The 13560-nt window shown below is 41.0% G+C and carries 14 protein-coding genes; 10 read left to right on the forward strand and 4 right to left on the reverse strand.

Annotated elements, in window-relative coordinates; translation table 11 throughout:
- Positions 1–79: 79 nt before the first annotated feature.
- Positions 80–526: a hypothetical protein gene (locus BXE_RS02570; protein WP_011486872.1), complete on the forward strand. Its 447-nt coding sequence runs from the start codon at positions 80–82 to the stop codon at positions 524–526.
- Positions 527–564: 38 nt separating this feature from the next.
- Here BXE_RS02570 and BXE_RS43775 read toward each other — a convergent pair whose 3' ends face one another.
- Positions 565–3483 carry a DotA/TraY family protein gene (locus BXE_RS43775; protein ID WP_011486873.1) on the reverse strand — a complete coding sequence of 973 codons (2919 nt, stop codon included), beginning with the start codon at positions 3481–3483 and terminating at the stop codon, positions 565–567.
- A 373-nt stretch (positions 3484–3856) separates the two neighbouring features.
- On the opposite strand from BXE_RS43775, the gene BXE_RS45610 reads away from it, so the two are divergent.
- The 3 genes from BXE_RS45610 (at position 3857) to BXE_RS43780 (ending at position 5831) form a co-directional block, all read left to right on the forward strand.
- Positions 3857–4219: a hypothetical protein gene (locus BXE_RS45610; RefSeq protein ID WP_148222888.1), complete on the forward strand. Its 363-nt coding sequence runs from the start codon at positions 3857–3859 to the stop codon at positions 4217–4219.
- 50 nt (positions 4220–4269) lie between these two features.
- The gene (locus BXE_RS45615; protein WP_038456961.1) at positions 4270–4590 is read left to right on the forward strand and encodes a hypothetical protein; all 321 of its coding nucleotides are present in this window, start codon (positions 4270–4272) and stop codon (positions 4588–4590) included.
- 242 nt (positions 4591–4832) lie between these two features.
- Positions 4833–5831, forward strand: a complete 999-nt coding sequence (locus tag BXE_RS43780; protein WP_011486875.1) for a replication initiation protein — start codon at positions 4833–4835, stop codon at positions 5829–5831.
- 588 nt (positions 5832–6419) lie between these two features.
- Here BXE_RS43780 and BXE_RS02580 read toward each other — a convergent pair.
- On the reverse strand, positions 6420–6809 hold the full coding sequence (locus tag BXE_RS02580) for a hypothetical protein (protein WP_011486877.1): 390 nt from the start codon (positions 6807–6809) through the stop codon (positions 6420–6422).
- A gap of 118 nt (positions 6810–6927) precedes the next feature.
- Here BXE_RS02580 and BXE_RS45620 point away from each other — a divergent pair, with 118 nt between their 5' ends.
- Positions 6928–7245, forward strand: a complete 318-nt coding sequence (locus tag BXE_RS45620; protein ID WP_011486878.1) for a hypothetical protein — start codon at positions 6928–6930, stop codon at positions 7243–7245.
- Between the two features lie 201 nt (positions 7246–7446).
- Here BXE_RS45620 and BXE_RS45625 read toward each other — a convergent pair whose 3' ends face one another.
- A complete protein-coding gene (locus BXE_RS45625) occupies positions 7447–7791 on the reverse strand; it encodes a hypothetical protein (protein ID WP_148222889.1) in 345 nt (114 codons plus the stop codon).
- Between the two features lie 467 nt (positions 7792–8258).
- On the opposite strand from BXE_RS45625, the gene BXE_RS45630 reads away from it, so the two are divergent.
- From BXE_RS45630 to purM, 5 genes are all read left to right on the forward strand, one after another.
- Positions 8259–8954, forward strand: a complete 696-nt coding sequence (locus BXE_RS45630) for a hypothetical protein (protein ID WP_011486880.1) — start codon at positions 8259–8261, stop codon at positions 8952–8954.
- A gap of 2 nt (positions 8955–8956) precedes the next feature.
- Positions 8957–10216, forward strand: coding sequence for a relaxase/mobilization nuclease domain-containing protein (locus BXE_RS43785; RefSeq protein ID WP_011486881.1), 1260 nt, complete (start codon positions 8957–8959; stop codon positions 10214–10216).
- 81 nt (positions 10217–10297) lie between these two features.
- Positions 10298–10507 (forward strand): hypothetical protein, encoded by a 210-nt coding sequence (locus BXE_RS45635; RefSeq protein WP_148222890.1) that lies wholly within the window; start codon positions 10298–10300, stop codon positions 10505–10507.
- 140 nt (positions 10508–10647) lie between these two features.
- On the forward strand, positions 10648–11196 hold the full coding sequence (locus BXE_RS45640; RefSeq protein ID WP_148222891.1) for a hypothetical protein: 549 nt from the start codon (positions 10648–10650) through the stop codon (positions 11194–11196).
- Positions 11197–11433: 237 nt separating this feature from the next.
- Positions 11434–12501 carry a phosphoribosylformylglycinamidine cyclo-ligase gene (purM, locus tag BXE_RS02590; RefSeq protein WP_011486883.1) on the forward strand — a complete coding sequence of 356 codons (1068 nt, stop codon included), beginning with the start codon at positions 11434–11436 and terminating at the stop codon, positions 12499–12501.
- Between the two features lie 87 nt (positions 12502–12588).
- Here the strand turns inward: purM and miaA are convergent, their stop codons facing one another.
- Entirely contained in the window at positions 12589–13536 is a 948-nt protein-coding gene (miaA, locus tag BXE_RS02595) for a tRNA (adenosine(37)-N6)-dimethylallyltransferase MiaA (protein WP_011486884.1), read from the reverse strand.
- Positions 13537–13560 lie beyond the last annotated feature (24 nt).

Here is a 13560-nt window from a genome sequence, read left to right on the forward strand (position 1 = left end):
AATTTTGGCTTTGCAATTCTAATTTATTTTAATCATTTTAGCTTAAGTTTGAATCTGAGTCAACAAAAGGATACTAAAAATGTTGGAACATTTTCACTACTCAGCAGCAGATAATTTTCGTGATCAGTTGACTAACATTAAAACTGCTCATGAGAATTTGCAAGCTCAAAAAGATGATTACATTAGGCAATTGGAAGCCCAAGCGCGCCAAATTATTTCCGAGCGCGACCAAACTATTGCTAAACAAAGTGGTCAAATTAATGAAAAAAACGAATTAATTAATAATAATCAAGAAACAATTCATGATTTGGTTAAGCGCAATATTCAATTGCAAGAAGCCATGAAGCAACAGCAAGCACTTATGGAAGAATTTTTGGCTAGGCAAAAAGCGTTTCAGGCATTAGCAATAAAGTATGGACATAAGTTGAATCTCTCCTCTGATGAGAAAAAAGAAAATTATGAAATGGCAAAAAAGCAAGTCATTGAAGGGGTTGAGCCAACAAATGTTCAAATTAAAAATATTTAAATAAAAGGCACTCATCTGAGTGCCTTTTATTTTGTCGTTTATTCTACATTTTCATCGCTGTTAGAAGTTCCTAATCCTGCAATTACTTGTGTTGCATGATTTTGTAGATGTTGAGACATTGAAGTATTGGTATCCACTTGGCTAGCCTCCAATGTTTTACTATTCATGGTTCCTAGCATTGCAGCCTGTGAGGATGAATCTACACCAGCATTATTCATGGCGCCCATCAATGATTTGTAGGTTTGAGCAGTGTTACCAACTTGGGTTCTACTAATAGAACCATCTTGCTTTGTAGCAATGGCACTAGTGATAGCTGTAGCGCCGCTTCCATATGCATGGTCCATTGAGCTAACAAGTGCAGAATTTGACTGATGTGCCATTTGGCCTTTATTCATGAAAGGATTGGCTTTAATTGCTTCAGCTAAATTTTCACTGTATGCTTGAGAAGCTTGTGATTGTGAGCCACCTAACATTGAGTGCGCTTGGTCAACCATTGAATTAAAGCCAATAGCAGAATCTTTTCGTTCTTGAGAATTTCCAATATTACTCATAACACCAGACTCAGAAAAAGCTTCTGCTAAATTAGGTGAGTGTTCAGCCATACCACCTAATGTTTCATCAGTTTTTGAATCATTTTGACTGTTTTCCATCGCTGATAGTGTTGAGCCAGAATTAGAACTTCCTTCTGTTTTTTGTTGAGTTGTAGAACTTGACAATAAATTTGGTGGAGTTTGTGTTGTGTTAGGTATTGCTCTAGCCATAGCACCACCACCAATGTTTCTTAATTGGTTAGCTGCTGAACCAATGTGCGTATTAAGTTGCATCATGCCAGCAGTCAATTTGCTAGAAGCAGATTCTAAACCCACTGGACTTCCACCAATCCAATTGAATAATTGATCTGGAATTTGTGTAATGGCTCCAAATAATTTTTTAATTAATAAAAATGCCATTACATCATAGACAAGTACGCCAGCACCAGCACCCAAAATTGCTACTAATATATTAGAACTACTTTGGCTCATTACCCAAACTGAACTAAAAATATGATTAAGTAATGTGCCCATTACTTGAATTAAAATAATTGATGCGGCTAAGCCAAAAATCATGACGGTTGGTCTTAACATTAAATTAAGAACCATCTGAAGCCCACGCTTTTGCTCGCCTAGTAAGCCATTAGCTTGTGGATTGAGTAACATCACGCACCATAAAGGTGCTGCTATCACTGCTTCAACACATAAAATGATATAAGCAGTCACGATGCCAAACCACATAATAAATGGCATTACAGGAATGATGTAAGAAGAAATGAAACCCAAGCAAATCAAAAACATAATGATTGGGCTTAATACTATGGTAATAAGATCGCTGATACCCACAAAAGATAAAACCTTGCCTACAACACCTGCTGTAGTGGCTATTTTTACAGTGGCTAGTGCTCCAGCTACTGTAATCATCCAGTCACCCAAGCGCTTTACAGTCATGACAGGATTATCGTTATCATTAATTGAAAAATTAAGCGCTTTTCCAACTAAACGAGTGACAGCAGCACCCATGTCTCCATCTTTGACGAATGATTGCTTGTTAGCATCATCAGTGATGCCATAATCACCTGAAACGCTTGAATTAGACGCTAAGATATTCAATCCACTCATATAAATACTACCTAAATCCCCCATCATGTCGGAAGGAATACTATTAATGGCGCTTGAAGTAGGAACGTTTGCTATTGCTTGTTGGGTTCTATCTTGTAAATACATAAATTTCATAAACCACGCACCAGCTAGTGCCCAACCATCTTGTTGTGCTTCAGCAGAGATATCACTAAAAGACACAGCACTATTCATCGCATTTGCTGCTGCTGCATGAACAGTTTGATTGTAGTGGCCAATCATGGTATCGATTGATGAATTAAAGCTTTGAATGTCAGAACCCGTTAAAGAAATTCCGTTTTTTGAATCTGAATAAATTGTTTGGGCAGTAGTGGACACTAAGCTTTGTGCATCACTAATCATCGTTTGAATGGCTTGTGATTGCGCCTGATTAATATTATTTATATTTTGTTGAGTGTAAGGACCAGTAGCACCAATACTCCAAGCCAAACTTTGAGAAGTTGAACTTGTGTTGGCTGTAGCACTCGCTATAGTCATTGGTGTGACAGTCACTGTTCCACAATAATCAACTGAAATTCCACCAGCACCTGTTGAGTTACCAAATTTATAAATAGTTGATGTAATTGATGAGGCAGGAGCACCATTAAACATATCAGCAGGCGCCGAATCAGTTGAAGTTACTGGGGTTACAGCCATGTTGATTCCAGCTTGTGGCAATAGGTTTGGATTGCCACCTTGTTCAGCAGGGCTATTATAAAAAGTATTGATTGCAGCCATGCACATTTCAGCTTTTACTATGTCATGTGCTAATTTATTAACGTCTGGTCCATTGTAGCTAACTGATACCATGTTTGATAAATTAGAAGAACTAGTAAAAGTAGCCCATACTGCATCGGCTAAACCTACACCTTGTAGAACACACCACATGACTAACACTTGAATAGTGCAGTAGCCATTAAATACTGGAAGTATTAAAGCTGAGCCAATGGCTGTTCTAATGGGATACCAAACAGAATGAATTGAACGCCCAGCTACTTCGCCTTCATGTGCAGTCATCACAGTTCCAGTTAAGATACCGTAAGCTGCTAACACGCCTCCTACTATCAACACTAGCTGATTGAAAGTTGCAATTGGCTGTTGGAAGGCATCTGTACCAGCACCACCCAAGCTGGGAAGTGCTCCAAACAAGGATTTGAGGATACTGGCTGATACATCACCTGAAGGAACAGTGAACAAATCAGTTAGGTTGTTTAGGTCTAAAGCAAATGCACTTGTTGAGCAAAAAATCGTCAATATGAATATTGAGAATGCAAACAAGGACTTTTTATTTATTATTGTTTTTATCATAAAGTCTCTCTTTTAAATTGTTGTCTTTTTATTTTATTGTCATAATGTACTTTGTCAATAGTAAAAGTATTTGACTTTTATAAAATTGAACCTAATATAAAGAGGTAGTGTAAAAAACTACATCTTTTAAAATTGTTGGCTGTACAGAAAGCGCTCACATCATCCAGGGCGCTTTTTTGTTGCCCGTTGCCCAAGAAGCGACCCATCAAAACCGGCCGTAACAGGCTCCAGGCCTATGGTTGGTGCTTTGGTATGTATGGGAGGGAAGCAGCCTGTAGAGGCTATGGCGCGTGATTGTTCGCGTGGCATGTCGACATAGCACCTGTGTGTGTGGATACTGTGTGCTTCCCCTCCACCCACTTATATGCTCAACATGGAAGACCTTGATAAGGATGTTCAGGACTACTTTAACCACCTGATCAAGATAGGCTTTTTCACATCTACCATAGAAAAAGACAACTCACTACCTGGGCCAGTTTGGTATAAATTTCACTTTTCTCAGTTTGTTATTGATAATTTAGATGTTGGAGAAAAGAAGTTTATTGAATTTAATGAGGAAAGCATAAAAATATTAACGGATGATTGTGAATTCGTTCCAAAGTTGTGCTTTATGAGAGATTTGGGTGAGGGTGAAATATATGCAGTATTTTCAGAATTAAACAATATCAGAAATCAAAAAAATCATTTTGAAAACCTGATTGGCGAAGCTAAACCAGCAAAGAAAGATAGATTTTGATTTTTGCTCTTTTATTTATTATAATTAAAATATAAATAAAAGACGAAACTATGAATAAACAGGACCACGAAAATAAAGTTGAAAATGGGAAGACTATCGATGAGCGAGGTGTAGAGCGTTGGTTTAGAGATGGGCTGCTTCACCGTGATGATGGACCAGCCAAAATATTTCCTGATGGCTCAAAGTGCTGGTATTCACATGGAAAGCCTCACCGCGAAGATGGAGCAGCTTTTGAGGTATATAGGCATGGGGAATTGATTGAAGAGCACTATGTTCATGGTAAGTGGATACGTCCTGATATGATGAAAGCAGTCATATCATTAAACTTGATGATTAAAGCCAAGCCTAGTAAAAACAAAGTGAAACTATGATGTACAAAACAAAAAAGCCACCCAAAGGTGGCTTTTTGCTTTTCTACATTAACTATCAGAAATTTGACAAATCAAAAAAATCTGTTAGTTTCTACTCTGTTAAAAATGAAAAATCGGCAAGCAGGACGTGGAAATCTAAACTTACCGATATTATCAACAAAACTCTAGCGAAGTTTCAAAGTTAATAATATCGTAAAATAGAAAATTGTCAATACTTGCCATAAAAATAAAAAGGCAACTATATGGCAAATCAAGTATTAGACACATTCAATGAGCATCTACTCAATAAAACATATTCAACCAACTCATTTGAAGAAGGTTTGAAGGTACGAAAAAAGCAAGATGCTATTAGCTACAACTATGTTGGACTCAATAAACCACTTACAAAGTACATTGCCCTTGATTTGGATAAGGGGGTTGAATCCACTTACATGTTTGAAAAAAAGAATCTACCTGTTCCTACGTTAATCGTTATCAATCGAGAAACGGGAAACTGTCACTATCTGTATGGGCTAAAAAAGCCAGTATCTTTTTATAAAAATTCTCGATTACGCCCACAAAGCTACCTCAAACAAACAACCTTAGCACTAACGCATGAACTTGAAGCTGATATTGCATATGCGCATACAATTGTAAAAAATCCCAATTCTAAATATTGGAAAATACTTGAAAACGATGTTTATTACGATTTGGAAGATTTTGAAGAGTATTTAGATATTAATAAATTTGACGCAAAACAATCAGTTGTATTTGATGTGGCTGTAGGTGGGCGAAATGTTGCTTTATTTGATAATTTAAGGTTTTGGGCGTATAAAGAAATTAATATTGTAGATTACTTAAGCTATGAAGCTTGGCTTGACAGTGTAAGTGCAAAAGCAACCCAACTAAACAACTATGAAGCACCACTAGACCTAAAGGAAGTAGGGCACACAGCCAAATCAGTTGCTAAATGGGTTTGGAGGAACCAGGATAGGGTAAAGGGTGGTGTTAATCGTGGCGTCATGTCTCACCTAGGTTTAATCAATGATGGGATGAGCCTTGAGCAAAAGCAAAGTGCCTCAGCATTGTTCACCAATGACTCTAGGAAATCTGGCACGCGAGGAAAAATCACTACTGCAATAATTAAATTAAAATGTAATGGTGCAAAGATTACACAAGAATCCATTTCAATAACTTCTGATGTATCGGTTCGCACCATTAGAAAATATTGGGATGAATTTTTGCCAATGATTAATGAATGAAAACTTATGTAAAAAAGAGGAAGTACGGTGTACATCAGATAATTACTTTTATAGTTCGCTTTTATGCCTGTCAGCAGACAAAGGCTAAGAAAGCGAGACTGACTGTAAAAGTAAAAGGTAGGAAGTATGAAACCTAAGGTTTCATTTTTTGGTACTTTTTAAATTACTATTGACATTGGTTCGAATTTTGATAATGTAGTGCAAATGACAAAATAATGAAGATATTGTCCTGCTTGTCAGGGCATTGGTAAAAGCAGGGCAAGCTAAAGCTAAAATTCGGCTTTTAACTTTGCTTCAGTTCGAGTCTCTTTCGTCATATGAAGCACTTGAACATCTACGCCTCTTTTGTGAGAGATTGAGGCACATAGTAGCAATGCGAGTACCACAGCTATTCCTTTATTTTTGTTCATTCTATATCCTTGGTTTAGTGAAGCACTACACATGCAACGTGAGAAATTGCATGCGTTTTGTGTTTCACATTTGACTATAAGGATAGTGAACGACTCGTCAATGCCCAAATTGAAAATAAAATACTTGACGTAATGTGCTTTCTTCCCATAATTAACGTCGAAAAAATAATATTAGATTTCAAATTTTGTTTGGCTTCAATGATTCGGTCGATTCTTCAAGTGCTTGATCCAAATTATATCTTTCTAGTAAAACGTTATAGTAGTTTTCAATCTCGCGATCATTGACAAAACCTAAAAAATTGTCGTTCATGCACATTAAAAAATTATCAATATCGGTAATATAATACTCAAAAGTTGACATGTAGTGACCATCAGGATATTCCTCAGCCATATCATTTTGAAGTGACATTCTAAGGAAATCGTAACTCAACTCAACACGGGCGTTTTGTATTTTTGAAAGAAAGGAGCCTGCAAAAATAAAATCTTCAATAAGGCCAATTTTCTTCAGTTCACCTAGGAAATTGGCCGATTTTAAAAATTTGTTTTCTTTAATATCGGTATTGTTCATAATGCTCCTCTTATAGTTAAAACGAATATAGCTAGTTAATTTTGTTTGTCAATAATGGTATTGACATTTAACGTAATTCTGCTAAAAAATAATTATTATGTAGCAGGAGTGATTAACTATGTCAGATGATTTTCATGTGGAAAATGGGCGAAAAGGTGGGGAAGCTAGGGCAAAAAAATTCTGGCCAAAGATAAAACATTCAATTATTTTATTTATTCGATTTCCTGAACTAAATCAAGATGAGATTGCAAAACGTGTAGGTGCTTCACAAGCGTTTGTTAGTAAGCATACTAGCTACAACGCGCTAAAAATTGCTCGTTTGTCTGCTCAAAGTGATTCAATGAGTGAAGATGAGCTTGAGGCGTTGCTTGAAAAAATTAAGCTAGAAGTTGAGCTAAAAAATGAAATTGTGAAGCCTAAACGCAGTAAGTTATGATGCTACGTGATGTTTATCATGTAGCAGGATGCCAAAAAGAAAAGCACTCAGTTGAGTGCTATTTTTTTTAGATAAATTTTTGGACGATGTAGAGGCAAATTAAGTAATCGATCGCACCAACCATCAAGACAAGTAAGCAATATTTAGGGAAGTCACTGTGAGCTAACCTGAGTAATTTCCCTAAAAATTTGTTCGCTACCATCATGCTTGACCTACTGTTTCATGTTTCTTCAAAAGAGCCAACTTTTCTTTAGTTGTATCTATTTGCTTTCTAAGTTCATGAGCTTTTGCCAATTCATTTAGTTCAGAATGAGTGACGATACCATGTATGAAATCATCAAAATCTTCTCGACTAACTAAAGTTGGTTTGTGTGTAATTTTTGAAAAATTTTCAGCTAAAAATTGTCGAACAAGCTCCGCAGTGAAAGTAGTTGGGTTCATATTTTTTGGAATAATTGATTTATAGGCATCAAAAATATCACAATTTAAACTCAAGTCAATGCGTTTTGTTTTTCGTAAAGTTGAAACTTTATTTTTATTTTTCATGAAAAATTCTCCTAGATTGTTGTCTTTAATTAATAAAAAAATTTTCCAAAGTCAACAGAGATTTTCTTTAAATGTGTTGCTTACGCTATGAAAATGTTAAGCGGATTTTGATGAAAAACGAGTGGGGCGATAGCCAAAAACGCTCACTCAAGTGTGTGGGTTTTGAAGTTGATTTTGGCTTTATATTAGGCTATGGGCTTAACATCAGTTCGAATGCCAAAGCTAACAGTGTCAAGCAAGGACAGTGACATTGCAAAAAGTCCTTATATGATGAGGTGTTACATCAACACCCTAAGCAAAAAAACCTGAAAATCTAAGCGAGTGTACTCAATTAGCGGTCTGTAAGACCGCTAAATTGTATTAATGGGTTTTCTTCGAAAAGTTTTGGCTCGGCCTTGTGTTTGTAAAGTAGTCCGATATACTTAAATTGTGACCTAAAAACTTATAACTATAAAAAAGGTGATAATGTGGCTAAAACTAACAAATACAAATATGTGCTAAACATCCAAGTCGATGAACCAATCTACAAAAAAATTTTGGCTAGGTTCGAAGAAGAAAACGATGAAAACTTCTCTGCATTTGTGCGAAGAATTGCAACCAAAAAAATCAGTTTAGACGTTGAAGTTTATGAAAAAGTAACAGCCTCATTGAATGAAATTGGGCGTCAAATAAATTCGATAGTGAAAGATTTGCACGAAAAAACTGAAGTGACTTTTATCACTTTGGAAGAATTTAAAATAAAAAAGCAAGAGCTAGAAGTGCTTCTAGTTTTTCTTGATGAGTGGGTCAATAGGCGTAACAAAATGGTTGATTTTGACTTTGATGGGTCAGAGAAAATTGATAGGCCTGCTGTTAAAAAACGTATCTATGTAATGCTTAGTGAGCAAGAAAACCATGCATTGATGGAAAGCATGGAAAAGCTCTGTTTTAATAAAAAAGCAGACTTTGTTCGGTGCCTTTTATCCAATAGTCGTTCTCTTTATGTGCCACGTTGGAAAGCAATTTTTTATGCTGAAATAAGAATAAAAAACAATCTTTCTCAAGTTAAGCGTCACATTAATGAGGCTAATTTACTTCATATGTCACTTTTACATGAGGTAAGTGACATAGCAAAAACGCTCAAGCAGTTGAGGAAAAACTTTGATAAAGGTGTTGAGATTTAAGGATGCTAGCGAACTGTTTTGATTCTGGAACCAGTGGAGGTGATGCACCTGTTCGATATCTTTTAGGCAATAAAGACCATAAAGGAAGCGAACGAAGTGTTAAGCCAAAATTATTTCGAGGCGATCCAGAATCCACGAAAGACTTGATAGATAGTATAAATAATAAACAAAAATATACTTCAGGAGTCCTTGCATTTCGTGAAAATGAAGTCCCTTCTGTCAAACAAATGCACCAAATTTGTGACGAGTTTGAGCGCTATATGTTTGGTGGGTTAAGTAAAGATAGAGTTAATATTTTATGGGTGCTTCATAATGATAAGGGTCGTCCTGAATTGCATTTTGTTGTGCCAAAAATAGACCTAAAATCGGGTAAGCAACTAAACATTTCTCCACCTGGTAAGCAAAATCAAGACTACTATCGATTGTTTGGTGCTTACATTAATGACAAGTTTGGATGGGAGCAAGTTAGTCCAAAAAAGAAGTGGGATTTGAAAGCTGCTGAGTATAAAAGTGAAACTGTTCCAGCTTTATACAAAAGAGCACTTTGCAAGCAAATCAACAATAATTATGAAACAGGGATGTTTAAGGATAGAAATGATTTGATCAAATGGCTTGAGCAAAATAAAATTCAGGTTCTAAAGCAAGCTGATGACTTCATAACAATTGGAGTGGGTGGCAATAAACTACGCATGTATGGGGAAATATTTAAGCAAAATCCAGATATGTCAGTAGGGAAACCCTATGTGTTCAATCAACATGAAAAAAACAGATTGGAGCATTATAGAGTTGAGCGCGTAGCTTACTTTGATAAGCGTTTTAATACTCCCCCAAAACCTAGATTTACAGCATCTCCACAAGGCAAAACAACTGTAAAGCCTCAAGTTTTCCAGACTGTAGCCGATAGAATTAAGGAAAGAGAGGTCGCTAGCATGGTTCAAAACATGGCTAGCATTGGGGGTGATGTAGCTGATGTGATGCCAAAAGAGCAAAAGCCATCATCTGGCGTGTCTTCTGGTGGGGGTTCTTCTGGTGGGGCTGATACTTCACTTCAAAAAGTAGCGCTTTCTTTAAGAAGAAACGATATTTTGAGGCAGTTAATTGATGCAACGCCTTCCCAAGTGGCTGAATTGCAAAATGAGCTTACTAATATAGATATTGCTTTGGGACGCTTGAAATTGCAGGAAATGGAAGAGGCTGGGCGTGAAATGGATAAACTTTATGAGTTATATAAAAAGCCTCAGATAGATGAGGCACCTACTTAAAATGTAATAAATTGCGACTAAATAGTGACATATCATGTTCACGATGTAAAATATACATGCATACTAATAAAGGAGAAAAAAATGCACAATCAAGCTCAGCCAAACAATGTTGCTATCGTTATGCAGGAAGTTATAAAAGAGTTGCGTGAAATAAAAATGGAAATTGAGTGTATTAAGATTGATTCGATGAAAGACAGAAGGATGGTAAAAATCCTAAATGGGCGTATTGAAAATATTTTACCGTATGCAATCGAAGGTAGAAGTGGGTCGCGAAGCATTTCTATTAAATAAGCAACTTTAACTTGACTTTTGTTTATTATTTAATAGAATAGTTTTGATATTTGAAGCGTCACTTCTTCACTTATTATTTTTATAGTTGGAAAGCACCTCGTCACAAGGTGCTTTCTTTTTTGTAATGTTCGATTGTTTCATTGATTGATAAAATCAATTGTACGACAAATGATATTGTTGCTATCCTACTCACAGTTAAACAATTAGATTCCATCACTCACTTGGGGAACAGGATGGCTGAAGATAAGCAACTTGGTGCACAGCTTGATGAGTTGTTGAAAAAAGTGGCATCAGGTAAAGCAACACCCACAGAAAAAATTAAGCTCTCTACACTTTTGAACGAAAGTGCAAAAGTTGAGGCTCAACAAGAAAAGCAAGAAAAGATTGATAAAGTGTTGGCGTTGATTGATGAGCTTGAATTGTCTCGTAGCGAAGTAGCAGAAGCTCTTAATGGTCCTGCTGAAGTGCTCATTCGTTATGTTGATGACACTGGGCAAGTGCATGAACGTTATGATGGGGAAACAGCTACCAATAAGTGGCTTAAGGCTTTAAAGGAAGCTGGCACCCACAATTTTGCTCAAGCCAAAGAACTTATTGTGGCTAAAAGTGCAGATGGGAAAGCCAAGGCAACCAAAACACTTGACCGCCTGTACCACCCGGAGAAGTACGCAAAACCTGCCAAAGCGTAAGCTGGCGTGAGCAGAATTAAAGGGACCCTGTTGTCCCTTTTTTATTGCCTTGCGCTCAGATATTACAAAATGTAATTATTCATTATGGTAGAATTTTGCCCCTCATTGGGTATCCGCTTTGGTAGCCGATAATCGGGTAAAATCCTGAGGTCGTTCGAAGCGTAAGTACCTGTTTTAATTGCGATTTTCTACTTTTCCCAGTATCATCTCATTTTACCGACCTTCGAGCTCGTCCTCATGAATCAACCGAAATCCGCCCCGAATTCAACTGATTCGGCCCAAGGTTTGTCGTATCGCGACGCCGGCGTGGACATCGACGCGGGCGACGCCCTTGTCGACGCAATCAAGCCGTTTGCCAGAAAGACGATGCGCGACGGCGTGCTGGGTGGCATCGGCGGGTTTGGCGCGCTGTTCGAAGTGCCGAAGAAGTACAAGGAGCCGGTGCTGGTGTCCGGCACCGACGGCGTCGGCACCAAGCTGCGTCTCGCCTTTCAGCTGAACAAACACGACACCGTGGGCCAGGATCTGGTGGCGATGAGCGTGAACGACATTCTCGTGCAGGGCGCGGAGCCGCTGTTCTTCCTGGACTACTTCGCCTGCGGCAAGCTGGACGTCGGCACGGCGGCCACGGTCGTGAAGGGTATCGCATACGGCTGCGAACTGTCGGGTTGCGCGTTGATCGGCGGCGAGACGGCGGAAATGCCGGGCATGTACCCGGACGGCGAATACGATCTGGCGGGTTTCGCGGTCGGCGCGGTGGAAAAGAGCAAGATTATCGACGGCAGCACGATCGCCCCCGGCGACGTGGTGCTGGGCCTGGCTTCGAGCGGCATTCATTCGAACGGGTTTTCGCTGGTGCGCAAGATCATCGAGCGTGCGCAGCCTGATCTGAACGCGGACTTCGACGGCCGCTCGCTTGCCGACGCGTTGATGGCGCCCACGCATATCTATGTGAAGCCGCTGCTGGCGCTGATGCAGCAGATCGCCGTGAAGGGCATGGCGCACATCACGGGCGGCGGGCTGGTCGAGAACATTCCGCGCGTGTTGCGTGAAGGCCTGACGGCTGAGCTGGATCATCGCGGCTGGCCGTTGCCGCCGCTGTTCTCGTGGCTGCAAAAGCACGGCGGCGTGGCGGACGCGGAAATGCACCGCGTGTTCAACTGCGGTATCGGCATGGCCGTGGTGGTGTCGGCCGCGGATGCCGATGCGGCAATCGGTCTGCTGTCCGCAGCCGGCGAGCAGGTCTGGAAGATCGGCGTGATTCGCGAAAGTGCGGCCGGTGAGGCTCAGACCGTAGTGATCTAAAAGCTTGTCAGACCGCGCGGCGTGCGGTTAGCCGGCGCCGCGCGGGTTTGAAGCTTCAACGCATCAGAGTTTCAAAGCGTCAAAGTTTCAAAGCAACGCTTCAATCGCTTCAAGCACCCGCGCCGTCGCGTGCGGATCGCAGCAGTCCACCACCACTCGCTCTGTCATGCTTCGCAGCCATGTGAGCTGCCGCTTGCACAACTGCCGGGTCGCAAAGACGCCCTTATCGCGCATGGTCGAATAGTCGACGGCGCCGTCCAGATATTCCCAGACCTGCCGGTAGCCCACGCAACGCATGGACGGCATCTCGGGCGATAAGTCGCCGCGTTCGCGCAACTTCACCACTTCATCGACGAAACCGTTGGCCAGCATCGCATCGAAGCGTTTCTCGATGCGCGCATGGAGCACGCCACGATCGGACGGCTCCAGCGCAACTGGCACGAAGCGCCACGCGGCGGCGGCATCATCCACCCGCGCGGGCGCCGCCAGCAACGCCGACATGGCCTGTCCGGTCAGCATGAAAACTTCCAGCGCCCGCTGAATCCGCTGCGAATCGTTCGGCGCCAAGCGCGCGGCCGTCACGGGATCGACTGCGGCAAGCCGCGCATGCATGGCCGGCCAGCCCTCGCGTGCGGCGTCGGCGTCGAGTGTGGCGCGCAGGTCGGCGTCGGCGGCGGGCAGATCGTTGAGCCCCTGGGTGAGCGCCTTGTAGTACAGCATGGTGCCGCCGACCAGCAACGGCAGGCGCCCACGCGCGTGGATCTCGCCGGTCAGCCGCAAGGTGTCGGCGCGAAACTGTGCGGCGGAATAGCTGTCCGTGGGATCGACGATATCGATCAGATGATGCGGCGCCACCGCACGCTCTTCGGCGGTGGGTTTGGCGGTGCCGATATCCATCTCGCGATAGACCAGCGCCGAATCGACACTGATGATTTCCACCGGGTGCCGGGCGGCCAGCGCGAGCGCAGCGGCGGTTTTGCCGGATGCAGTCGGGCCGAGCAGACACGGGACGGTGGTAGGCGTGCGTGAAGTCATGGGCAGGCGGGCGTGCGTTGCAGC

Origin of the sequence: Paraburkholderia xenovorans LB400, from assembly GCF_000013645.1 — a bacterium.
Classification (GTDB): domain Bacteria; phylum Pseudomonadota; class Gammaproteobacteria; order Burkholderiales; family Burkholderiaceae; genus Paraburkholderia; species Paraburkholderia xenovorans.

Excerpts from the sequence above, each read along its gene's own strand:
- BXE_RS02570 (WP_011486872.1), top strand. The coding sequence starts at position 80 with ATGTTGGAACATTTTCACTACTCAGCAGCAGATAATTTTCGTGATCAG.
- BXE_RS43775 (WP_011486873.1), bottom strand. The coding sequence starts at position 3,483 with ATGATAAAAACAATAATAAATAAAAAGTCCTTGTTTGCATTCTCAATA.
- BXE_RS45610 (WP_148222888.1), top strand. The coding sequence starts at position 3,857 with ATGGAAGACCTTGATAAGGATGTTCAGGACTACTTTAACCACCTGATC.
- BXE_RS45615 (WP_038456961.1), top strand. The coding sequence starts at position 4,270 with ATGAATAAACAGGACCACGAAAATAAAGTTGAAAATGGGAAGACTATC.
- BXE_RS43780 (WP_011486875.1), top strand. The coding sequence starts at position 4,833 with ATGGCAAATCAAGTATTAGACACATTCAATGAGCATCTACTCAATAAA.
- BXE_RS02580 (WP_011486877.1), bottom strand. The coding sequence starts at position 6,809 with ATGAACAATACCGATATTAAAGAAAACAAATTTTTAAAATCGGCCAAT.
- BXE_RS45620 (WP_011486878.1), top strand. The coding sequence starts at position 6,928 with ATGTCAGATGATTTTCATGTGGAAAATGGGCGAAAAGGTGGGGAAGCT.
- BXE_RS45625 (WP_148222889.1), bottom strand. The coding sequence starts at position 7,791 with ATGAAAAATAAAAATAAAGTTTCAACTTTACGAAAAACAAAACGCATT.
- BXE_RS43785 (WP_011486881.1), top strand. The coding sequence starts at position 8,957 with ATGCTAGCGAACTGTTTTGATTCTGGAACCAGTGGAGGTGATGCACCT.
- BXE_RS45635 (WP_148222890.1), top strand. The coding sequence starts at position 10,298 with ATGCACAATCAAGCTCAGCCAAACAATGTTGCTATCGTTATGCAGGAA.
- purM (WP_011486883.1), top strand. The coding sequence starts at position 11,434 with ATGAATCAACCGAAATCCGCCCCGAATTCAACTGATTCGGCCCAAGGT.
- miaA (WP_011486884.1), bottom strand. The coding sequence starts at position 13,536 with ATGACTTCACGCACGCCTACCACCGTCCCGTGTCTGCTCGGCCCGACT.